This is a genomic window from Nocardioides convexus (assembly GCF_011090295.1).
The window spans coordinates 2,646,237-2,666,271 of sequence record NZ_JAAMYA010000001.1 but is presented as its reverse complement, the minus strand read 5'-3'; the positions used below and the strand labels follow the sequence as shown (position 1 = coordinate 2,666,271).

At 72.5% G+C, this 20,035-nt stretch carries 29 protein-coding genes, 1 tRNA gene and 6 pseudogenes; 26 read left to right on the top strand and 10 right to left on the bottom strand.

What is annotated here, in order from left to right:
* The first annotated feature begins 65 nt into the window (after positions 1–65).
* From G5V59_RS20055 to G5V59_RS19990, 14 genes and pseudogenes are all read left to right on the top strand, one after another.
* Positions 66–704: a hypothetical protein gene (locus G5V59_RS20055; RefSeq protein ID WP_278257618.1), complete on the top strand. Its 639-nt coding sequence runs from the start codon at positions 66–68 to the stop codon at positions 702–704.
* Positions 617–1,465, top strand: a complete 849-nt coding sequence (locus tag G5V59_RS20050; protein ID WP_278259959.1) for a methyltransferase — start codon at positions 617–619, stop codon at positions 1,463–1,465. Before G5V59_RS20055 ends, G5V59_RS20050 begins: the two co-directional genes overlap by 88 nt.
* Entirely contained in the window at positions 1,462–1,611 is a 150-nt protein-coding gene (locus G5V59_RS20045) for a hypothetical protein (RefSeq protein WP_278260322.1), read from the top strand. The genes G5V59_RS20050 and G5V59_RS20045 overlap by 4 nt, the downstream gene beginning before the upstream one ends.
* A complete protein-coding gene (locus G5V59_RS20040) occupies positions 1,590–1,907 on the top strand; it encodes a DUF2510 domain-containing protein (RefSeq protein ID WP_341351269.1) in 318 nt (105 codons plus the stop codon). The genes G5V59_RS20045 and G5V59_RS20040 overlap by 22 nt, the downstream gene beginning before the upstream one ends.
* 178 nt (positions 1,908–2,085) lie before the next feature.
* Positions 2,086–2,373 carry a hypothetical protein gene (locus tag G5V59_RS20035; RefSeq protein ID WP_278260321.1) on the top strand — a complete coding sequence of 96 codons (288 nt, stop codon included), beginning with the start codon at positions 2,086–2,088 and terminating at the stop codon, positions 2,371–2,373.
* The gene (locus G5V59_RS20030) at positions 2,361–2,561 is read left to right on the top strand and encodes a hypothetical protein (RefSeq protein WP_278260320.1); all 201 of its coding nucleotides are present in this window, start codon (positions 2,361–2,363) and stop codon (positions 2,559–2,561) included. Before G5V59_RS20035 ends, G5V59_RS20030 begins: the two co-directional genes overlap by 13 nt.
* A gap of 206 nt (positions 2,562–2,767) precedes the next feature.
* Positions 2,768–5,487: pseudogene (gene topA / locus G5V59_RS20025) on the top strand (type I DNA topoisomerase).
* Positions 5,488–5,569: 82 nt separating this feature from the next.
* Entirely contained in the window at positions 5,570–6,649 is a 1,080-nt protein-coding gene (locus G5V59_RS20020) for a C4-dicarboxylate ABC transporter (protein WP_278259957.1), read from the top strand.
* A gap of 36 nt (positions 6,650–6,685) precedes the next feature.
* A pseudogene (gene tmk / locus G5V59_RS20015) lies at positions 6,686–7,298 on the top strand (dTMP kinase).
* Positions 7,295–8,451: pseudogene (locus tag G5V59_RS20010) on the top strand (DNA polymerase III subunit delta'). Before tmk ends, G5V59_RS20010 begins: the two co-directional pseudogenes overlap by 4 nt.
* 51 nt (positions 8,452–8,502) lie before the next feature.
* The gene (locus G5V59_RS20005; protein ID WP_278257617.1) at positions 8,503–8,928 is read left to right on the top strand and encodes a hypothetical protein; all 426 of its coding nucleotides are present in this window, start codon (positions 8,503–8,505) and stop codon (positions 8,926–8,928) included.
* A complete protein-coding gene (locus G5V59_RS20000) occupies positions 8,900–9,091 on the top strand; it encodes a hypothetical protein (RefSeq protein WP_278257616.1) in 192 nt (63 codons plus the stop codon). The genes G5V59_RS20005 and G5V59_RS20000 overlap by 29 nt, the downstream gene beginning before the upstream one ends.
* On the top strand, positions 9,088–9,441 hold the full coding sequence (locus G5V59_RS19995) for a hypothetical protein (protein WP_278257615.1): 354 nt from the start codon (positions 9,088–9,090) through the stop codon (positions 9,439–9,441). Before G5V59_RS20000 ends, G5V59_RS19995 begins: the two co-directional genes overlap by 4 nt.
* Positions 9,438–10,037: an alpha/beta hydrolase gene (locus tag G5V59_RS19990; protein ID WP_278257614.1), complete on the top strand. Its 600-nt coding sequence runs from the start codon at positions 9,438–9,440 to the stop codon at positions 10,035–10,037. The genes G5V59_RS19995 and G5V59_RS19990 overlap by 4 nt, the downstream gene beginning before the upstream one ends.
* 4 nt (positions 10,038–10,041) lie before the next feature.
* Here the strand turns inward: G5V59_RS19990 and G5V59_RS19985 are convergent, their stop codons facing one another.
* The 3 genes and pseudogenes from G5V59_RS19985 to G5V59_RS19975 form a co-directional block, all read right to left on the bottom strand.
* Positions 10,042–10,527, bottom strand: a complete 486-nt coding sequence (locus G5V59_RS19985; protein ID WP_278260319.1) for a hypothetical protein — start codon at positions 10,525–10,527, stop codon at positions 10,042–10,044.
* Entirely contained in the window at positions 10,418–10,828 is a 411-nt protein-coding gene (locus G5V59_RS19980) for a hypothetical protein (protein WP_278260318.1), read from the bottom strand. Before G5V59_RS19980 ends, G5V59_RS19985 begins: the two co-directional genes overlap by 110 nt.
* A 58-nt stretch (positions 10,829–10,886) precedes the next feature.
* Positions 10,887–10,976, bottom strand: a pseudogene (locus G5V59_RS19975) (hypothetical protein); the annotation flags it as partial.
* Between the two features lie 127 nt (positions 10,977–11,103).
* On the opposite strand from G5V59_RS19975, the gene G5V59_RS19970 reads away from it, so the two are divergent.
* From G5V59_RS19970 to G5V59_RS19950, 5 genes are all read left to right on the top strand, one after another.
* Positions 11,104–11,241: a hypothetical protein gene (locus tag G5V59_RS19970; RefSeq protein ID WP_278257613.1), complete on the top strand. Its 138-nt coding sequence runs from the start codon at positions 11,104–11,106 to the stop codon at positions 11,239–11,241.
* 86 nt (positions 11,242–11,327) lie between these two features.
* Positions 11,328–11,401, top strand: a tRNA-Thr gene (locus G5V59_RS19965).
* A 354-nt stretch (positions 11,402–11,755) separates the two neighbouring features.
* Positions 11,756–11,983 (top strand): hypothetical protein, encoded by a 228-nt coding sequence (locus G5V59_RS19960; protein ID WP_278257612.1) that lies wholly within the window; start codon positions 11,756–11,758, stop codon positions 11,981–11,983.
* Between the two features lie 3 nt (positions 11,984–11,986).
* A complete protein-coding gene (locus G5V59_RS19955; protein ID WP_278257611.1) occupies positions 11,987–12,391 on the top strand; it encodes a hypothetical protein in 405 nt (134 codons plus the stop codon).
* On the top strand, positions 12,366–12,902 hold the full coding sequence (locus tag G5V59_RS19950; RefSeq protein ID WP_278257610.1) for a hypothetical protein: 537 nt from the start codon (positions 12,366–12,368) through the stop codon (positions 12,900–12,902). Before G5V59_RS19955 ends, G5V59_RS19950 begins: the two co-directional genes overlap by 26 nt.
* 9 nt (positions 12,903–12,911) lie before the next feature.
* Here G5V59_RS19950 and G5V59_RS19945 read toward each other — a convergent pair whose 3' ends face one another.
* The 4 genes and pseudogenes from G5V59_RS19945 to G5V59_RS19930 form a co-directional block, all read right to left on the bottom strand.
* Positions 12,912–13,184 carry a LysR substrate-binding domain-containing protein gene (locus tag G5V59_RS19945; RefSeq protein WP_278259956.1) on the bottom strand — a complete coding sequence of 91 codons (273 nt, stop codon included), beginning with the start codon at positions 13,182–13,184 and terminating at the stop codon, positions 12,912–12,914.
* Positions 13,185–13,251: 67 nt separating this feature from the next.
* A pseudogene (locus G5V59_RS19940) lies at positions 13,252–13,500 on the bottom strand (LysR family transcriptional regulator); the annotation flags it as partial.
* A 143-nt stretch (positions 13,501–13,643) separates the two neighbouring features.
* Positions 13,644–13,802 carry a hypothetical protein gene (locus tag G5V59_RS19935; RefSeq protein WP_278257609.1) on the bottom strand — a complete coding sequence of 53 codons (159 nt, stop codon included), beginning with the start codon at positions 13,800–13,802 and terminating at the stop codon, positions 13,644–13,646.
* Positions 13,803–13,881: 79 nt separating this feature from the next.
* Entirely contained in the window at positions 13,882–14,061 is a 180-nt protein-coding gene (locus G5V59_RS19930; protein ID WP_278257608.1) for a hypothetical protein, read from the bottom strand.
* Between the two features lie 98 nt (positions 14,062–14,159).
* Here G5V59_RS19930 and G5V59_RS19925 point away from each other — a divergent pair, with 98 nt between their 5' ends.
* From G5V59_RS19925 to G5V59_RS19895, 7 genes and pseudogenes are all read left to right on the top strand, one after another.
* Positions 14,160–14,708: a proline dehydrogenase family protein gene (locus G5V59_RS19925; protein ID WP_278257607.1), complete on the top strand. Its 549-nt coding sequence runs from the start codon at positions 14,160–14,162 to the stop codon at positions 14,706–14,708.
* Positions 14,669–15,634: a proline dehydrogenase family protein gene (locus G5V59_RS19920; protein ID WP_278257606.1), complete on the top strand. Its 966-nt coding sequence runs from the start codon at positions 14,669–14,671 to the stop codon at positions 15,632–15,634. Before G5V59_RS19925 ends, G5V59_RS19920 begins: the two co-directional genes overlap by 40 nt.
* A pseudogene (locus G5V59_RS37225) lies at positions 15,631–15,849 on the top strand (aldehyde dehydrogenase family protein); the annotation flags it as partial. The gene G5V59_RS19920 and the pseudogene G5V59_RS37225, both read left to right, overlap by 4 nt.
* A 61-nt stretch (positions 15,850–15,910) precedes the next feature.
* Positions 15,911–16,240 (top strand): aldehyde dehydrogenase family protein, encoded by a 330-nt coding sequence (locus G5V59_RS19910; protein WP_341351268.1) that lies wholly within the window; start codon positions 15,911–15,913, stop codon positions 16,238–16,240.
* A gap of 89 nt (positions 16,241–16,329) precedes the next feature.
* Positions 16,330–17,091, top strand: coding sequence for an aldehyde dehydrogenase family protein (locus G5V59_RS19905; RefSeq protein WP_341351267.1), 762 nt, complete (start codon positions 16,330–16,332; stop codon positions 17,089–17,091).
* Positions 17,037–17,438 (top strand): hypothetical protein, encoded by a 402-nt coding sequence (locus G5V59_RS19900; protein ID WP_278257605.1) that lies wholly within the window; start codon positions 17,037–17,039, stop codon positions 17,436–17,438. Before G5V59_RS19905 ends, G5V59_RS19900 begins: the two co-directional genes overlap by 55 nt.
* Positions 17,378–17,968 (top strand): flavin reductase family protein, encoded by a 591-nt coding sequence (locus tag G5V59_RS19895; protein ID WP_278257604.1) that lies wholly within the window; start codon positions 17,378–17,380, stop codon positions 17,966–17,968. The genes G5V59_RS19900 and G5V59_RS19895 overlap by 61 nt, the downstream gene beginning before the upstream one ends.
* Here G5V59_RS19895 and G5V59_RS19890 read toward each other — a convergent pair.
* From G5V59_RS19890 to G5V59_RS19880, 3 genes are read right to left on the bottom strand one after another with little or no spacing between them, the layout of a single operon-like run.
* Positions 17,946–18,803 carry a hypothetical protein gene (locus G5V59_RS19890; RefSeq protein ID WP_278257603.1) on the bottom strand — a complete coding sequence of 286 codons (858 nt, stop codon included), beginning with the start codon at positions 18,801–18,803 and terminating at the stop codon, positions 17,946–17,948. The genes G5V59_RS19895 and G5V59_RS19890 overlap by 23 nt on opposite strands.
* Positions 18,733–19,533: a hypothetical protein gene (locus G5V59_RS19885; protein ID WP_278257602.1), complete on the bottom strand. Its 801-nt coding sequence runs from the start codon at positions 19,531–19,533 to the stop codon at positions 18,733–18,735. The genes G5V59_RS19890 and G5V59_RS19885 overlap by 71 nt, the downstream gene beginning before the upstream one ends.
* A complete protein-coding gene (locus tag G5V59_RS19880) occupies positions 19,530–19,880 on the bottom strand; it encodes a hypothetical protein (protein WP_278257601.1) in 351 nt (116 codons plus the stop codon). Before G5V59_RS19880 ends, G5V59_RS19885 begins: the two co-directional genes overlap by 4 nt.
* Positions 19,881–20,035 lie beyond the last annotated feature (155 nt).

Genomic DNA, 20,035 nt, shown 5'->3' with positions numbered 1-20,035 from the left:
TCTGCCCGGCGGACGGCATACCGTGACACGGCGATGCCCGTCCTGTACGCGGAATGGCGGAGACGGTGACATCCCGTCCAGGACGGCGTCGAGGACGTGTCCTAGCGTGGTCCCGTGCTGCCCGTCGCCCTCGCCGCCCCGCTCCGCGAAGCCCTCCTCGACGCCGACTTCACCTACGACGCCGTCAGCGACCTGCTCGGCCCGGAGGGCCACCAGGCGCTGTCCCGCAACGAGACCACTCCCGGCCTTCGTCGTACGACGGAAGGCGGACCGCTCGCCACGCTGACCCGGCTCTTCCTGCTCCAGGCCGCGGTCCCGGCCGCCGACGCCGAGCGCGCGCTGCCGGGTCTGGTCGACCGGCTGGTCAACGCGGGGGCCCTGGTCCAGAGCGTCGGCGAGGTGGCGGCGCGGCTCGACGTGCGCCCCTATGCGACCGAGGAGGGCGACCTGTGGGTGGTCAGCGACCTCACCCCCGGGCTGAACGGGGTGGCCACCCGGGTGACCGGCGACTACGTGCTGGGGATCAGCCCGGCCTCGTCCAGCCTGGCCCAGTCTCACCCTGCGCCAGGACGTGGAGTCGGCGCTCGACCTCGGCACGGGCTGCGGCGTCCAGGCGCTGCACCTGGCGACCCACAGCGACCGGGTGGTGGCGACGGACGTCAACCAGCGCGCGCTCGCGATCGCCCGCTTCAACGTGGCCCTGAACGACGTGGACGACAAGGTCGAGGTCCGCGACGGCTCCTTCTTCGCGCCCGTGGCGGGGCAGACCTTCGACCTGATCGCCACCAACCCGCCGTTCGTGATCTCCCCGGCGACGGGGGAGCGCCTGGTCTACCGCGACTCCGGGCTGCCCGGCGACCAGGTCGTCGAGCACATCGTCCGGACCGCGCCGCGCCACCTCAACGAGGGCGGCTGGTGCCAGGTCCTCGCCAACTGGGTGATCGACCGCGACCAGCCGTGGGACGAGCGGCTCGCGGGCTGGCTCCCCGAGGAGTGCGACGCGCTGGTGGTGCAGCGCGAGGTGCTCGACCCCGCGTCGTACGTCGAGCCTGTGGCTCAAGGACGCGGGTCACCACCCGGCGACCGGCGGCGACCCCGCGGCGTACGCCCAGCGCTACGACACCTGGCTCTCCTGGCTGGAGGAGCAGCGGGTCGGCGGGATCGGCTTCGGGTGGATCAACCTGCACCGCACGGGCGGGCGCACGCGCGACCTCCTGGAGTGGCCCTACGACGTCGAGCAGCCCATCGCGCCGGCGATCTCCGGGTGGGCGGAGGCCGCGATCGCGGCCGGCTCGGTCGGCCCGGAGACGCACCTGGTGCTGCGCGAGGACGTCGTCCAGGAGACCTCCGGCCCCGTCGGCGCCGAGGACCCGTCGGCGATCGTGCTGCGCCAGCAGCGCGGCTTCCGCCGCGCCCGGCAGGTCGACACGGTCACGGCCGCCGTGGTCGGCGCCTGCGACGGTGACCTCGCCGTCGGTCCGCTCCTGGACGCGGTCGGCCAGCCTGCTGGAGCGCGATCCTGCCAGCCTGCGCGAGGTGTACCTCCCCGAGCTCGTCGAGTCTCGTGGCCGAGGGCTTCCTGGCGCCGCGTGCGGCAGACTAGGGCCGTGACGAACGCAGGCTGGTACCCCGACCCCGCTGGCGCCCCGGACACCTACCGGTACTGGGACGGACAGGCGTGGAGCCAGATGACGACGAGCACGCCGCCGGGGGCAGCGCGCCGCAGCAGCCGCAGCAGCCCTCGCAGCAGCCGGGCCCGCCGTCGTACCCCCGGGCCCCGCAGCAGCCGTACGGCGCCGTCCCGCCCGTCGCACCGCCGCCGGCCGGCGGCTACGGCCAGCCGCAGTGGAGCCCGGCCCCGCAGCCCGGTGGGGGCGGCGGCAGCGGCAAGACCGTCGGCATCGTGATCGCGGCCGTGCTCGTGCTGCTGCTGATCGGCGTCGGCGGCTTCTTCGGCGTCCGTGCCCTCACCGGTGACGACGACAAGAAGGCCGACGACAACAGACTCGGAGAGCACCGACCAGAGCGAGGGCACCGACGGCACGGACAGCACCGACGGCCCGACGGACGGCAGGCTCCAGCACCGTGGCGCCCACCGGCATCCAGTGCACCGGCGGCAAGCCCGATCCCGCCACGAACCCCGGCGCCAACCCGGCCACGATCACCGGCGGTGGCCTCACGATCCCGGTCGCCAAGGGGTACCAGGTCGACGCGCGGCTCTCGAAGTCGCACGCCTTCGCCGAGCAGATCCTCGTGCAGTACAAGTCTGGTGGAGAAGAGTCTGGATCAGCGAGTTCGCCGTCGGTGGCCTGCTCAAGTCCAACGGCTTCGACGATCTGGCGAAGAGCGCCGAGATCATCATGCAGTGCCTGACCTCGAGCGACGAGATCTACGAGGGCTTCACCAGCCGCAAGGACCTCAAGAACGAGGACATCACCGTCGGCGGCAAGCCGGCCCACCGGATCACCGCCGAGATCCGGGTCGACAACCCCGACGTCCGGGCCGAGGGCGACGTCACCACGGTGGCCGTCGTGGACACCGGCAACCCCGACCAGGCCTAGGCCTGTTCATCGGTGTCGGCACCATCGGCGACCCCGTCACGATCGACCTCAGCGAGCAGATGCTGCAGTCGGTGAAGGTCGGCTGACGCCCCCGCCCGGACCGGCCACTCTGGACGCCACCGGCGACCGGACTGGACAGCACGCGCTACCGTGATCGGCCGTAAGGCTCAGCACGTCCAGCAGCACGTTCAGTAGAGAAGGTCCCTGTGGCACACAAGTTGGTGATCGTCGAGTCGCCGGCGAAGGCCCGCACCATCGGCGGGTACCTCGGCGACGGCTTCGTCGTCGAGTCCTCCATCGGCCACATCCGTGACCTCCCGAACAACGCCGCGGACACCCCGGCGAAGATCAAGGACAAGCCGTGGGGCCGCTTGGCGATCGACGTGGAGAACGGCTTCGAGCCCTACTACGTCGTCCCGCGTGACAAGAAGTCCCACATCTCCAAGGCTCAAGAGCCTGCTCAAGGACGCCGACGAGTCTCTACCTCGCCACCGATGAGGACCGCGAGGGAGAGGCGATCGCCTGGCACCTGCTGGACGAGCTCAAGCCGAAGAACATCCCGGTCAAGCGGATGGTCTTCCACGAGATCACCAAGGCCGCCATCCAGGAGGCCGCCGCCAACCCGCGCGAGCTCGACATGGACCTCGTCGAGGCGCAGGAGACCCGCCGCATCCTCGACCGCCTCTACGGCTACGAGGTCTCGCCGGTGCTGTGGCGCAAGGTGATGTCCGGGCTGTCCGCGGGCCGTGTGCAGTCGGTCGCGACCCGGCTCGTGGTGGACCGCGAGAAGGAGCGGATGGCCTTCAAGGTCGCCTCCTACTGGGACCTCGAGGGCACCTTCGACGCCGGCTCGAAGCACGACCAGCGGATGTTCCCGGCCAAGCCTGCACAGCATCGACGGGGCCCGCGTCGCGAGCGGCTCGAGCTTCGGCCAGGACGGCCTGCTCAAGGCCAAGGCCGACGTCGTCCACCTCGACCAGCGGCGTGCCGAGGCCCTCGTGTCCGCGCTCTCCGACACCTCCTACGACGTCCGGTCGGTCGAGGCCAAGCCGTACCGCCGCTCGCCGTACGCCCCGTTCCGCACCACCACGCTGCAGCAGGAGGCCAGCCGCAAGGCTGGGCATGAGCGCCTCGGTGACGATGAGCGTGGCCCAGCGGCTCTACGAGAACGGCTTCATCACCTACATGCGTACCGACAGCACCACGCTGTCCGGCAACGCGATCGGCGCCGCGCGCAACCAGGTGGCCGAGTCTCTACGGCAGCGAGTACCTCCCCGACGCGCCGCGTACCTACGCCAGCAAGGTCAAGAACGCCCAGGAGGCGCACGAGGCGATCCGCCCGGCGGGCGACTCGTTCCGCACCCCGGCGCAGACCGGTCTGACCGGCGACCAGTTCCGCCTCTACGAGCCTGATCTGGATGCGCACCGTCGCCTCGCAGATGAAGGACGCGGTCGGCCAGTCGGTCACCATCCGCCTCGGTGGGGCCGCGGCCACGGGTGAGGACGTCGTCTTCTCCGCGTCCGGCCGGGTGATCACCTTCCACGGCTTCCTCAAGGCCTACGTCGAGGGCACCGACGACAACGCCGCGAAGGACGACCAGGAGACCCGCCTGCCGAACCTGCAGGAGGGTGACCCGGTCTCCGCGGCCTCGCTGTCGGCGAGCGGGCACGAGACGAAGCCGCCGGCGCGCTACACCGAGGCGACGCTGATCAAGGAGCTCGAGGACCGCCAGATCGGCCGACCCTCGACGTACGCCTCGATCATCGGCACGATCCTCAACCGCGGCTACGTCTACAAGAAGGGCACCGCGCTGGTCCCGGCGTGGATCGCCTTCTCCGTCGTCCGGCTGCTGACCGAGCACTTCAGCCGCCTCATCGACTACGACTTCACCGCGCTGATGGAGACGGTGCTCGACGACATCGCCCGCGGTGAGAAGAGCCGGGTCACCGAGTCTGTCGGAGTTCTACTACGGCTCCGAGGACCGCGAGGGCCTGCAGCCGCTCGTCACCGGCCTCGGCGACATCGACGCCAAGGAGCCTGGCGACCTTCCCGGTGGGTGCTCCCGAGGACGGGATCGACCTGCGGGTCGGCAAGTACGGCCCCTACCTGGAGGGTCCCGAGGACGGCGCCGGCGCGCGGGTGCGGGCGAACGTGCCCGACGACCTGCCGCCCGACGAGACTCACCGTGGAGAAGGCCAAGGAGGCTGCTGGCGAACCCGGCCGGCGAGGAGATCGACCTCGGCGTGCACCCCGAGACCGGCCTGCAGGTCGTCGCGAAGAACGGCCGCTTCGGCCCCTACGTGACCGAGCTTGCTGCCCGAGGACGCTCCCAAGAGCGCGAAGGCGCGCACCGGCTCGCTGTTCAAGTCGATGTCCCTCGACACGGTCACCCTCGACGACGCGGTGAAGCCTGATCTCGCTGCCCCGCATCGTCGGCACGGGTGAGGACGGCGAGGAGATCACCGCGCAGAACGGCCGCTACGGCCCGTACCTGAAGAAGGGGACGGACTCGCGCTCGCTCACCAGCGAGGACCAGATCTTCGGGATCACCCTCGACGAGGCGCTCAAGATCTACAGCCAGCCCAAGCAGCGCGGCCGGGCCGCCGCGGCGCCGCCGCTCAAGGAGCCTGGGCAACGACCCGGTCTCCGGGCAGCCGGTGGTCGTGAAGGCCGGCCGGTTCGGGGAGTACGTCACCGACGGCGAGTACAACGCCACGCTGCGCAAGGACGACTCGGTCGAGGCGATCACCCTCGAGCGCGCGGCCGGTTCTGCTGGCCGAGCGGCGGGCGAAGGGTCCGGCGAAGAAGACCGCCAAGAAGGGCGCGAAGAAGGCCCCGGCCAAGAAGGCGGCGGCCAAGAAGACCACCGCCAAGAAGACCGCGGCGAAGAAGACCGCGGCCAAGAAGGCAGCCAAGAAGTCCTGAGCACGCCCTCACAAGGTTTCCTTGTGAGGGCCCAGGAAGGACCTCGTTCCGCCCGCGGCCGGCGATCGGCATCGTGGCGGACGTGATCCCCTGCGGACCCCACTGGTACGCCGCCGTCATGGGCACCGGCATCCTCGCCGTCGTCCTGGCCGACCCTCCGCTCCACCTCCCCGGGGCGTCGTACGGCGCGACGGGGGCGTGGTTGCTCGCCGCGGCTCTGCTCGTGGCGGTCGCGGTGGTCGGGGCACGCTCCGGGCGGCCGTTCGGGCATCTCGGCGACCCGGTGCTGGCGCACTCCTACGGCGCGACCGCGATGGGCCTGATGACCGTGGGCGCCGCCACCGGTGCCGTGGGCGGTCGGTGGCTCGGGCCGGCGACCCTGCCGCTGGAGGCCGCGCTGTGGGTGGGCGGCACCCTGCTGGGACTGGTGACGGCGCTGGTCGTTCCCTACTGCGCGATCACCCGCCACGAGGTCGGTGACGACAGCGCCTTCGGCGGCTGGCTGATGCCCGTCGTCCCCCCGATGGTGAGTGCCGCCACCGGGGCCGTCCTCCTCCCGCACCTGCCGGCGGGCGAGCCACGGGCCACCCTGTTCGTCCTGCTGTGCGCCGGCTTCGGGATCGCCCTGGTCGCGACCCTGCTGGTCCTCCCGGCGATCTGGCAGCGCCTGCTGCGGCACGGGCCCGGCGCGCCCGGGACCGTGCCGACCCTGTGGATCGTGCTCGGCCCCCTCGGGCAGTCGATCACCGCCGCCCACCACCTCACCACCGCCGCGCCCGGTGCCCTGCCCGGCCAGGACCCTGCGCTGCTGCGCACGCTCTTCCTCGCCTACGCCCTGCCGGTCTGCGGCTTCGCACTGCTCTGGCTGGGCCTGGCCGCGGCACTGACGGTCCGCCAGGTGCGCGTCGGGATGCCCTTCGCGCCGACATGGTGGTCCTTCACCTTCCCGGTCGGCACCCTCGTCACCGGGACGACGGCCCTCGCCTCGGTCACCGGCCTCCACCTGCTCACGGGCCTGGCCGCCGCTCTGCTGGCCCTGCTGGTCCTCGCCTGGGCGGTCGTCGCGGCCGGCACCGTCCGGGCGCTGGCCGCACCGGCCGCCGTCCGTCTGATCACCCACCCGTGGAACGAGTCGGAGGTGTCTCGTAGGTTCGTCCCGTGAGCCTCCCCGGGTCAGTACGCCGCGACCGGCGTCTTCGTGTGCTTCGAGGGCGGCGAGGGCGGCGGCAAGTCGACCCAGTCCCGGCTGCTGCGCGAGCGCCTGGTGGCCGACGGCTACGACGTGGTGCTCACCTTCGAGCCCGGTGACACCCCGGTCGGCAAGGAGGTGCGTCGGATCGTGCTCAGCCCGGAGACCGGCGCACTGGCCCACAAGACGGAGTTCCTGCTCTACCTCGCCGACAAGTCCGAGCACATCGAGACGCTGGTGCAGCCCGCGCTCGACCGCGGAGCCGTCGTGATCACCGACCGGTACGTCGACTCCTCCCTGGCCTACCAGGGCGCCGGCCGCGACCTCGACCCCGTCGAGTCCGGAGGAGGTCGCGCGCTGGGCCACCGCCGACCTGCGCCCGCACCTGACCGTGCTGCTCGACGTGGAGCCCTCGGCCGGGCTGGCCCGCTTCGAGGAGCGGGACCGGATCGAGGGCGAGTCGCTGGAGTTCCACCAGCGGGTCCGCCAGGGCTTCCTCGACCTCGCCGGGCGCGACCCCGAGCACTACCTCGTCCTCGACGCGCGCTCCTCGATCGAGGACGTCGCCGCCGCGATCGCGGCCCGGGTCGAGCCGCTGCTCACGCAGGCGGTGCGGGCATGAGCATCTGGTCCACCCTCGTCGGCCAGCGCGCGACGGTCGAGCCTGCTGCGCACGGCCGCCTCCGGGCACGGGATGACCCATGCCTGGCTGTTCACCGGTCCGCCCGGCTCGGGCCGCTCCAATGCCGCGATCGCCTTCGCCGCCGCGCTGCAGTGCCCCGACGCGGGCAGCGGGCCGGACTGCCCGGACGGCTGTCACGCCTGCCGCACGGTGCTGGCCGGCTCGCACGCCGACGTCACCGTGATCCGCACCGAGAAGGCTCTCCATCGGCGTCGACGAGGTCCGCGAGCCTGGTCCGCCGCGCCTCGCTGAGCCCGATGGGCGATCGGTGGCAGGTGCTCGTCGTCGAGGACGCCGACCGGCTCACCGAGCAGGCGTGCAACGCGCTGCTCAAGGCGATCGAGGAGCCGAACGGGCGCACCGTGTGGATGCTCTGCGCGCCGACCGTCGAGGACGTGCTGCCCACGATCCGCTCCCGCTGCCGCCTGGTCACCCTCTCCACGCCGACCACCGAGGAGGTCGCCGGCTTCCTGGAGGCCCGCGGCATCGGCGCCTCCCTGGCGACGTACGCCGCCCGGGCGAGCCAGGGCCACATCGGCCGGGCCCGGGCGCTGGCCTTCGACGAGGACGTCCGGACCCGCCGCCAGGAGGTGGTCGCGATCCCGGCCCGGCTGACCTCCCTGGGCCGCTGCATGGACGCCGCCACGCGGCTCGCGACGACCACCAAGGAGGAGGCCGACGCGATCACCGCGGAGCCTCGACGCGAAGGAGAAGTCCGACCTCGACGTGGCCTACGGCGTGGTCGAGCGCGGCCGGCGCCCGCGGGAGTACGGCCCGGCCCTGGCCGCGCTCGAGAAGGGTCAGCGCACCCGCGCCAAGCGCCGCCACCTCGACGTGGTCGACCGCGGCCTGACCGACCTGGTGTCGGTCTACCGCGACGCGATCGCGGTGGCCACCCGGGCGCCCGGGGCGCTGGTCAACGAGGAGATCCGCGACCAGGTCGAGCAGATCGCCCAGGAGACCTCGCCGGAGCCTGAACCTGCGCCGGATCGGTTGGATCTTCGCCGCGCGGGAACAGATGCTGGAGTTCAACGTTCCGGTCGCCTTGGCACTGGAGTCGATGATGGTGGCACTCAAGGCGCCGCAGCGCTGAGCCGGACGACGGAAGCAGGGACCGGAGTGAGCAAGAAGGTCGATCATCGCCGTGGGCGTGGTCTGGGCACTGGTGATCGCGGGCGCGATCGGGATCGGTGTCGTGGTCCTCGCCGGCGGGGACGACGACGAGCCGAGCGCCGGCACCCGGGCCAGCGACACGGTGAGCCCGAGCGCGGACGGTCGCACGATCGACGACTTCTACGGCCAGAAGGCTCACCTGGAGCGACTGCGGCGACGACGAGTGCGCCACCCTCGAGGTCCCGATCAGCCTACCAGGCTCCGGGCGACGGCTCGATCAAGGCTCGCCGTCGAGCGCACCCAGGCCACCGGCAAGCGGATCGGCTCGCTCGTGGTCAACCCGGGCGGACCGGGCGCCGGCGGCACCTACCTCGCCGAGCAGGCGGACTCCTACTTCGCGCCGGAGCCTGCGCGCGGCGTACGACATCGTGGGCTTCGACCCCCGCGGCACGGGTGACTCCTCCCCGGTCGACTGCCTCACCGACGACCAGTCTGGACTCCTACATCGCGGCCGACCCCGACCCGGACACCCCGGAGGAGGTCACCGAGAACGAGGACAACGGCGCGGAGTTCTGGTCGGGTTGCCAGGCCAAGTCGGCCCAGGCTCGGCGCGCACGTGAGCACCGTCGAGGCCGCGCGTGACATGGACGTCCTGCGGGCCGCCCTCGGCGAGGACAAAGCTCGACTACCTCGGCTTCTCCTACGGCACCCGGCTCGGCGCGACCTATGCCGAGTCTCTACCCGGAGAAGACCGGCCGGCTGGTGCTCGACGGTGCCGTGGACCCGGCGCTCAGGCTCCCGCGACGGCGCGCTGAGCCAGGCCGCGGGGTTCGAGACCGCGCTGCGCTCCTACATCCAGAACTGCGTGAGCGGCGGCGAACTGCTTCCTCGGCAGCAGCGTCGATGCGGGCCTGAAGACGATCAAGGACCTGCTCGACTCGATCGACAAGCAGCCGTTGAAGACCAGTGACACCGAGGACCGCGAGACTCACCGTCGGGCTGGCGTTCTACGGCCTGATCACCCCGCTCTACAGCAAGGACAACTGGTCCTACCTCGACCAGGCCCTCAAGACCGCGCTGGACGGCGACGGCAGCACGCTGCTGCGGCTCTCGGACTTCTATGGCTCGCGGGAGAAGGGGAAGTACACCGACAACAGCCTCGAGGCGATCTCGGTGATCAACTGCCTCGACGACCCGTACTCCATCACCGCCGACCAGGTGCCCAGCCAGTTCCCCGACTTCGAGAAGGCCTCGCCGACGTTCGGGAAGGTGTTCGCCTGGGGGCTCACCACCTGCCACGGGGACCCGTTCAAGGCCACCGACGAGCCGGACCTGAAGATCGACGGCTCGGGCGCGGCGCCGATCGTGGTGCTCGGCACGACGCGCGACCCGGCGACGCCGTACGAGGAGGCGGTGGCGATGGCCGAGGAGCTCGAGTCCGGTGTGCTGGTCAGCCGTGACGGCGACGGCCACACGGCCTACGACAAGGGCAACCAGTGCGTCGACGACGCCGTGCACGCCTACCTCATCGACGGCAAGGTGCCTGCCGACGGACTGAAGTGCTGAGCGCCTAGACCGGCTCCAGGATCGCCTGGATCCGCTGGGTCGCGAGGTCGATCACCAGCCGGGCGGCCGGGGAGAGCGTCGCTCCGGCGCGGTGCACGATCGCCATCGTGTCGTGGACCCGCGGGCGCAGCGAGACCCAGCCGGCCTCGGGCGCCAGCCGGGGGAGCAGGCTGCAGGGCGGCGCTCTTGTGGGTGACCGTGTCGGCGAGGCCGCGCCCGACCAGACTCGATGGCGGTCTCCACGTCCTCGACCTCGATCCGCGTGGTGGGGTTGTGGCCCGCCTCGTGCAGCATCCGGCGCAGCACCAGGCGCGCGGAGTCGGAGTCCTTCCACGTCGTCTCCGGCATCACCAACCGGGCCGCGGCGAGGCGGCGCGCGGTCACCGGCGAGCCCAGCCGCTCGGGGTCGGCCGAGACGTAGACGAGACTCGTCGCGAGCGATCGGCGTGATCGTCAGGCCCTCGCTGGACAGGCCGGCGACGGCGATCATGGCCGCTTCCAGGCGCCCACGCCGCAGGTTGTCCTGCACCTCGCGGGAGTGCTGCCCGACCAGGCTCCACCCGCACGCCCGGGTAGCGCTCCAGGACGTCCGCGACCAGCCCCGCACCGCCGTAGAGGCGGGCGACGCCGAACATCCCGAACCGGATCGTCCCGGTCTCCAGCGACTTGATGCTCGCCACCGCGCGCTGCGCGTCGTCGGCCGCGGCGAGCACCCGCTCGGCGTGCGGCCGGAAGGTGTCGGCCGCCGTGGTGGGTACGACGCCGCGCCCCACCCGCCGGAACAGCGGCACGCCCAGCTTGCTTCTCCAGGTTGCGCACCTGCTCCGACACCGACGGCTGGGCGTAGCCCAGGTCTTCCGCCGCGCGGGTCAGCGACCGGTGCTCGTAGGTTGCGAGGAAGCAGGTGAGCCTGGTGCAGGGAGAGCATGCGGACCTCAAGGGAAATCCTAGGGAAGCGGCAGGAAAGAGAGCCTACCCCTTGAGAGGGTGACCGCCGAGAATAGAGGGGACAACCTCGATCGGACCTCGGAGGAGGCCTCCATGTTCACCCACGACTGCACGTCCTGTGGCCGGCGCGAGCCTGATCTTCCCGGACCAGATCACGGGCCTCGACAGCCACCACGACCACTACGTCGTCCACTTCACCTGCTGGTGCGACGCCCCCCAGGCGCACACCGAGCCGCGCCTGGTCGCGGCCGCCTGAGCGGACCCGCGCGCGTCGTACGGGGGCACGATTGGGCGGCTGCTCGCCGGCCTCGGTATGCTTCCGCGGTCGCCCTCGGGCGGCGCGCCGCCTTAAACTCAGTCGGTAGAGCGAGTCACTCGTAATGACTAGGTCGTCGGTTCGATTCCGACAGGCGGCTCCGACACGGAACAGGCCCGGTCCTCGCAGCGCGAGCACCGGGCCTGGGTGTTTTCCGACCACTTCGGGAGCCTGCGTCCAGGACGGCGCACCGCGGGACCGTGGCACGCCCATGTCCTCGAAAGCGATGGACGGCGGGCGCCGAGGGGATGGGCGCGGCAGACTCAGGGTAATAGGCAGGACAAATACGGGGACGACACCTAACAAGGGGGAAGGTCATGTCCGTCCACAAAGCCCGCGCGGTGCAGCCTGCCGACGAGGTGGCCGAGCCTGCCGGGCATCGTGCTGATGCTGCTCGTCGTCGCCATCGCTGCCGCGCTGGTCTGTCTGCTGGCCTGACTACAGGGGGAAGAACATGTACATCGGACTCGGAATCGTGCTGCTGGTGCTCGGCCTGATCCTCGTCTTCGACGTGATCACGATCGACCTGAGCCTTCGTCAACGACAGCGCGCTCGGCACGATCCTCGTCGTCGCCGGCGTGCTCGCCATCGTGCTGTCGCTGCTCTACGCGCGCCCCGGACGCCGCGAGGACGTCGTGGTGCACCACCGGGACGACACCTTGCGGTGACCGCCACGCGCTGAGGCGTGATCGGGGGGCCGGGTCCTGGTGTGGTCCGGCCCCTCGTGCTGTCCGGGCCCTACAGTTCTCGCGTGGTCAAGCGCTCGTGGGTCCTCGGTCTCGTGCTCGGTCTGCTCCTCGCGGTGGGCGCCGTGGCGCCCGCGCACGCTGCTCCCGAGCGAGCGGGCACCGGCTACCGCTGCATCGTCGACGCCTTCGGGCACACCGCGGGCGGACGGATCACCTTGCGCCGGGTGGTGAACACGCGGGTCACCCTGAGCAAGAAGACCGCGCAGTCGTTCCGCTGGCGACCGATCGCGTGGGGCCTGGTCTCGGCCGAGAGCCTGGCCCGGTCACGAGACGACCCGCCAGCTGGTCGCCGCGACCGACGGCCGGATCCGCCTGGTGGAGACCCGGTGGGACACCGGTAGCGCGCTGCGCGTGCGCGTGCTCCGGGTGGTCGGCTCCGGGTACCCCGGCCGCCTGGTCGCCTTCGACGACCGCTCGCTCTACTGGGTCGCCGCGGACCGCTCGCTGCGCCGCGCGACCTGGACCGGGACCCGTCTGGTGCGCTCGACGCGGCTCCCGGTGACGCTCGGCGGTGCCACGGCGCTCGGCGCCCGCACGACCGACCAGGGCATGCGCGTCTACTGGACCGACGCGACGGGCGCGCTGCACCTGGTCGCCGACGCGGGCGCCTCCTCCACCGACCGGGTGATCAAGGCCAGCGGGTTCCGCGGGGTCACCGGCCTGCGGACCGGGGTGTGCATGTCGCCGGACCAGGTCCGCGTCCGCCCGTACGTCGGCCTGCTCAGCGTGGACCGCAGCCGGGGAGTCGCGCGCTTCCAGCGGGTGCTGCGGCCCGGGTCTCCGGCCGCCAGCAGCGTGACCGCGCCGGCGCGGGTCGGTCGGGCGGACTGGACCTGGCCGCACCTGGGCTGATGCCGGGCCTCAGGGCACCGTCGACTCGGCCGGTACGACGGCCGCCAGGGCCTCGCGGCAGGCGCGGATCGCCGGCGTCCCGCTGATGGCCGCGCGGGTGGCGGTGAAGACCGAGCGCCGCCGGTCGTCGACGTCGACGACGCGCAGGGCCGGCGGGCGTCGTACCCGCATCAGGTCGGGGAGGATGGCGACGGCGTTGCCGCTCTCGATGAGCGCGATCTGCGCCTCGAGGTCGTCGGTCTCGAAGCGGACGTCGGGCTCGAAGCCGGCCCGGCGGCACAGCCTGCTCGGCCCAGTGCCGCGAGGCGGTCCCGGCGGGCTCCATCGTCCACGGCAGGCCGGCGGTGTCGGCGACGCAGGTGATGGCGTCCCACGGCTCCCCCGAGGGCGGTACGGCGAGCCGGAGCAGGTCGGTCGTGAGCGGCTGCCGGTCGATGTCGGGATAGACGCGGGCCGCGTGACCGGGGTACTCCTCGGCCACGACCAGGTCGAACTCGCGCATCCAGGTCTCGTAGAGCGCCTGCTCGGGCTCGCGCTGCGACATGGTCACCCGCAGCCGCGGGTTGCGGGCGGCCGACTCGGTGAGCATCTGCGGCATGAAGGCGGAGGCGGCGGACTGGAAGACCGCGAGCCGGACCGTGCCGGCGGCGCCGTCGCCCTGGCTGGCGAGGTCGGAGGCGGCCGACTCGAGGCGCTGCAGGATGACGGCGGTGTGCTCGACGAGGACCTCCGCGGCGGGGGTCAGCCGGACCCGGCGGCCCACCTTCTCCAGCAGCGGTACGCCGGCCTCCCGCTCCAGGCTGCGCGAGTGCCTGTGACACCGAGGAGGCGCTCTGGTGCAGCGCCTCGGCGACCTCGGCGAGGGTGCCGCGGCGGCTCAGGCTCGTGGAGCAGTCTCAACCGACGGACGTCCAAGCTGCTCGACGCGTGGAACCATCACTCCTGCTTAACGGTTTGCATCGGAATTCATCGCTTTATCCTAGCGGTCGCCGGGAGCGACGATGTCCCCATGACCGACCCGCGCCCGGACGCCGCGCTGCTCGCCGACGTCGACACCCTGGTCCGCAGGCTGGCTCGACGAGGCGGCCGAGCAGCCGACCGCGCCCGCCGCGCGACGGCTCGCCGACGTGCTGCGCGACCCGTCCGGGCTGGACTTCACGGTCGGCTTCGTGGACCGGGTGATCCGGCCCGAGGACATGAGCGTCGCAGCGGCCAACCTGCGCGAGCCTCGCCGGAAGCGCCCCCCGCTTCCTGCCCGTGCACCTGCGCCTGCTGCTCCGGCTCGGCGCGCTGCTGTCCGTCGTCGCGCCGGGCATCGTCATCCCGATCGCCCGCCGCGCGCTGCGGCAGATGGTCGGCCACCTGCTCGTGGACGCGACCGACGCGCGGCTGGGCCGCTCGATCGCGCGGATCCGCGAGCGCGGCGTACGGCTCAACATCAACCTGCTCGGCGAGGCGGTCCTCGGTCAGGCCGAGGCCGGCCGTCGGCTCGACGGCACCCGGCGGCTGCTGGCCCGCCCGGACGTCGACTACGTCTCCATCAAGGTCTCGGCGACCGTGCCGCCGCACTCGCCGTGGGCCTTCGACGAGGCCGTCGACCACATCGAGAAGAGCCTGCTGCCCCTGTTCGAGACGGCTGCGGCGTCGCCGACGCCGAAGTTCATCAACCTCGACATGGAGGAGTACCGCGACCTCGAGACCACCATGGCGGTCTTCACCCGGCTGCTCGACCGGCCGGAGCCTGGAGCAAGCTGGAGGCCGGGATCGTGCTGCAGGCCTACCTTCCGGACGCGCTCGCCGCGATGATGCGCCTGCAGGAGTGGGCGGCCGCGCGCCGCGCCCGCGGTGGCGCCGGCATCAAGGTCCGCCTGGTCAAGGGCGCCAACCTGCCGATGGAGCACGTCGAGGCGTCCCTGCACGACTGGCCGGTCGCGACCTGGTCGACCAAGCAGGAGTCGGACACCCACTACAAGCGGGTGCTCGACTACGCGCTGCGCCCCGAGCACGTCGCGAACGTGCGGCTCGGCGTCGCCGGGCACAACCTCTTCGACATCGCCTACGCGTGGGTGCTCGCCGGTCAGCGCGGCGTGCGCGACCGGATCGAGTTCGAGATGCTGCTGGGCATGGCCGAGGGCCAGGCCGAGGCGGTACGACGCACCGTCGGCGGGCTGCTGCTCTACGTCCCGGTCGTGCACCCCAAGGACTTCGACGTCGCGATCGCCTACCTGGTGCGCCGCCCGGAGGAGGGCGCGAGCCAGGACAACTTCATGTCGGCGGTCTTCGACCTGCACGACGACAGCACGCTGTTCGCGCGTGAGCGCGACCGGTTCCTCGCCTCGCTGGCGGACCTCGACGACGTCGTACCGCTGCCCAACCGGCGACAGGACCGTGCCACCGAGGAGCCGCGCGAGACCTCGCCCGGCACCTTCGGCAACCACCCCGACACCGACCCGGCGCTGCCCGGCAACCGCGCCTGGGGCCGGGCGATCATCGACCGCGTCGCCGGCTCCGACGCCGGTGCGGCCCTGGTCGCCGAGCACACGATCTCCGACGAGGCCGCCCTGGAGCAGGTCCTCGCCACCGCTGTCGCCGCCGGTGCGGACTGGGGTTCCCGGTCCGGTGCGGAGCGCGCCGCCGTCCTGCGCCGCGCCGCGGTGAGCCTGGAGAAGGCCCGCGCCGAGCCTGCTGGAGGTGATGGCCGCCGAGTGCGGCAAGACGCTCGACCAGGGTGACCCCGAGGTCTCCGAGGCGATCGACTTCGCCGACTACTACGCCCTGCTCGCCGAGCAGGCTCGACGAGATCGACGGGGCCCGGCAGGTTCCGGTCGGCCTGACCGTGGTGACGCCGCCGTGGAACTTCCCGGTCGCGATCCCGGCGGGCTCGGTGCTGTCCGCGCTGGCGGCCGGCAGCCCGGTCGTCATCAAGCCCGCCCCGCAGGCTCAGCGCTGCGGCTCGGTCATGGTCGAGGCGCTGTGGGCGGCCGGCGTGCCGCGCGAGGTGCTGCAGGCTGGTCCACCTGCCCGAGAACGACCTGGGCCGCCGGCTGATCGCCGACGAGCGGGTCGGCCGGCTGATCCTCACCGGCGCCTTCGAGACGGCGGCGCTGTTCCGCGAGTTCCGCCCGGACCTGCCGCTGCTCGCCGAGACCAGCGGCAAGAACTCCATCGTGGTCACTCCGCACGCCGACGTCGACCTCGCCGTGAAGGACCTCGTGTACTCCGCCTTCGGCCACGCCGGCCAGAAGTGCTCGGCCGCCTCCCTCGGCATCCTGGTCGGCTCGGTCGCGAGACTCGCGCCGCTTCCGCGACCAGGCTCGTGGACGCGGTCTCCTCCCTGACCGTGGGCTACCCCTCGGACGCGACCACGCAGATGGGCCCGGTCATCGAGCCGGTCAGCGGCAAAGCCTGGAGCGGGCGCTGACCGAGCCTGGCTCCCGGTGAGTCCTGGCTGGTCGAGCCGCGGCGGCTCGACGACACGGGGCGGCTCTGGTCGCCCGGCGTCAAGACCGGCGTACGACGGGGCTCGGAGTTCCACCTCACCGAGTACTTCGGCCCGGTGCTGGGCCTGATCGCCGCCGACGACCTCGACGAGGCGATCGCGATCCAGAACCAGGTGGACTACGGTCTGACCGCCGGACTGCACTCCCTCGACCGCGCCGAGATCGAGACCTGGGTGGACCGCGTCGAGGCCGGCAACGCCTACGTCAACCGCTCGACGGTCGGCGCGATCGTGCGCCGCCAACCCTTCGGTGGCTGGAAGAAGTCGGCCGTCGGAGCCGGCACCAAGGCGGGCGGCCCGAGTCTACCTGATCGGTCTCAGCGACTGGGTCCCCGCACCGGCCACCGCCTCCGCCCCGCTCGGCACGACGGCCCGGCGGGTCCTCGACGCCGCACGCGCCCTCGGCCTGGACGCCGCCCGGACCGGCTTCCTGGAGCGGGCCCTGGGCTCGGACGCGCTCGTGTGGCAGCGCGACCTCGGCGCACCGCGCGACGTCTCGGGGCTGACAGCGGAGAAGAACGTGCTGCGGCACCTGCCGGTCCCGGTGACCGTGCGCGACGAGCAGGGCGATCCCGCCCAGCTTGCTGCGTGTCGTGGGCGCCGGGCTGCTCGTCGGCGCTCCGGTCACCGTCTCGGTGCCGGCCTCGCCCGACCGGGTCCTCGCCGACCGGCTCGCCGGGCTCGGCGTGACCGTGCGGGTGCAGGACGACGCGGCCTGGCGCCGGGTCCTGACCACCCAGCCGCCCGCGCGGGTCCGGCTGCTCGGCGGCAGCCGGAGCGCCTTCGCCGAGGCGAGCGGCGGCCGGGTCGATGTCGCGCTCTACGCCCAGCCGGTCCTCGAGGCCGGCCGGGTGGAGCCTGCTGCCCTTCCTGCACGAGCAGGCGGTCGCGGTCACCGCGCACCGGTTCGGCTCGCCGACCCCGCTGGCCGAGGGCCTGTTCCGGTAGCCCGGGTGCGGCGGGGCACAATCGCGGCATGGCCTCCGAGCATCTCGTCCTGCGCCCGGGTGACCCGGACGTCAACGGCTACCGGCTGATGACCGCGCTCGTCGTACCGCGGCCGATCGCGTGGGTCGCGACCCGATCGGCCGAGGGTGTCGGCAACCTGGCGCCGCACTCGTTCTTCACCATCGCCAGCGCCAGCCCGCCGATCGTGCAGTTCACCTCGGTCGGCGCGAAGGACACCCTGCGCAACGTCGAGGAGACCGGCGAGTTCACGATCAGCCTCGCCAGCGAGCCGCTCATCGACCTGGTCAACGGCTCCAGCGCCCGCTTCGAGGCGGAGGTCGACGAGGCGGACCGGCTGGGCATCGCGATGGCGCCGAGCGCGGTGGTCGCTCCGCCGCGGGTCGCCGCCTCGCCGGCGTCCCTGGAGTGCCGGCTGCACCGCACGATCCCGGTCGGCGACTCGGTGCTGGTCCTCGGCGACGTGGTCGCGGTGACGGTCGACCCGGACGCGGTCGTGGACGGTCACCCCGTGCTCGGGCGGCTGGCGCCGCTGTCGCGGCTCGGGGGCGACGAGTGGGGGCTGTCCCCCGAGGTCGTCAGCCGGGAGCGCCCCCGCTGATCCCGTCGAGGATCTCCACCTGGCGTGCCCACGCCTTCGAGGTCGGGTCGATGACGACGAAGTGGTCGCCCGCGACCTCGACCAGGCTCGGCGGTGCCGCCCGCGGCCTTCGCCCGGGCGACGTAGTCGACCGACTGCTGCAGCGGAACGGTGTCGTCGTCGGTGCCGTGCACGCACCACACGGGTACGCCGAGCGGGAGCTCGCTGCCCGGGGTCGTACCGCGCGTCCGCGGTGGTCGGCGCGTGCCCCAGGAAGGCCTCGACCGCTCCGGCGCCCAGCCTGCTCGCGCGCGGCCGAGCGCAGGTCCAGCACGCCGGCCTGGCTGATCACGTGCGTGACCGGGACCTCCGCGGGCCAGCCGTGCGCGGCGCGGCCCGCCGCCCAGGTGGCGAGGTGCCCACCCGCGCTGTGCCCCAGGGTCACCACGGTCGAGGTGTCCACGTCGAGGGTCGCGAGCAGGTCGATGCCGGTGGCGACGTCGTCGAAGGTCGCCGGGGCGCCGCCCTCCCCGCCCATCCCGGGGCCGACCCGCCGGTACTCCAGGTTCCAGGCCGCCCAGCCTCGCCGAGCGAGGTCGCGCGCCAGGGGGTGCCGAGCGAGCCGGCGTCGTACTCCGAGCGCCAGAAGCCGCCGTGGACGACCACCACGACACCGCGCGGCGTCCCGCCGGGGAGGTGCAAGCTCGCCGTACTGGCTGGGGCCGGGACCGTAGTCGTGCCGGACCGCGTCCTTCGCTGGGCTCACCACTCGCTCCTGCTCCTCGTCACCGCACGCCGCCAGCGCCGCCCCGGCCGCGCCGAGGGCCGCGAGTCCCAGCACGGTACGTCGGCGCACGGGGCAATCCTCGCAGGGAGACCGCTCGCCGGGTCAGTCCGCCGGCTCCCCGGGCGTGCCCTTGCCGAAGTGGCGGGCACGGTTGAGGAAGATGCCGTCCTCGTCCAGCGTGCGGACCGGCTCGGCGGGGTTGCCGCGGTACAGCGTGAAGGGCTGGTCGAGCGAGCGGCTGACGACGGAGCCGGCCGAGACCACGAGTCTGGGGCGCCAGCGTGACGCCCATGAAGACGGTGCATCCGCTCATCAGGCAGCCTGTGGTGACCGAGGCGGACCGGCTGGGTCCGGAAACGGTCCGTGCGCAGGTCGAGGCTGTGGGTGAGCACGACCGAGCCGAAGCCGAGGATCGTGGCGTGGTGCTCCAGGCTCGACCAGGTCGGCACAGTCGATGTGGTGGGCGACGGTGATGGTCGCCCAGGCGCCCAGGACCAGCCGCGGTCGCCGGCCCTCGTCCTGGGTCGGGCCGTAGAGGCCGGTCCCGCTGCGCGAGCCGGTGACGACGTTGTCCCCACCGATGGATGCCCCCTCGCCCAGGACGAGACTCGTCGAGCCCCCACACCCGGTTGCCGTTGCCGATCGAGGAGCCGGCTGCCATCCGGAGGTGGCCGACCCGCAGCACGCTACGGCCCAGGTGAGCGGTGGGGTGGATCTCCCACCCCAGCAGGCGCCGGGCCAGCAGCACCCGCAGTCGGTGCGGGAGGAAGCGCAGCAGGTGGGGAAGCAGTCCGCTCACCGAGCGCTGCTCGCGGTGCTCGTGCGGGCGCGCTCCTCGTGGATCCCGGCCGCGCGTCCCTCGGCGTGCGCGGCGTGGTGGAGCGCGGCGAGCCCCGGCAGGCAGGAGCTCCCCAGGCCAGCGGTCTCGAGCGCCTCCTCCGGAAAGCGGCACACGACGCACTGCCGCGCCTCGTCGGCACCTCCGTCCCACGTGTGCGGGGTGGCTCGCGCCACGGCCGGGTGACGGCACTCGGCGCAGCAGGGGGTCCGGTCGCCGACCTCGAGGTTGAGGTTGCACTCGTCGTCCGAGGTGCCGCACGCCGGGCAGTCCTCACCTGGTGTCCACGAACCCGTCCTGGATCCCATCGCTTCCCCCGGAGCGTGTGTCTTCTCCTGCCGAATCCGGCTGGTACCGAGGCAGATCCAACCTTGTCCCGGGGGCTCGTGCCAACAATCGGCGCCTGCGCGCTATCACTTCCGGCAAACCCTTGCGTCAGGGGCCGGGGGGATGGCTCACCGCG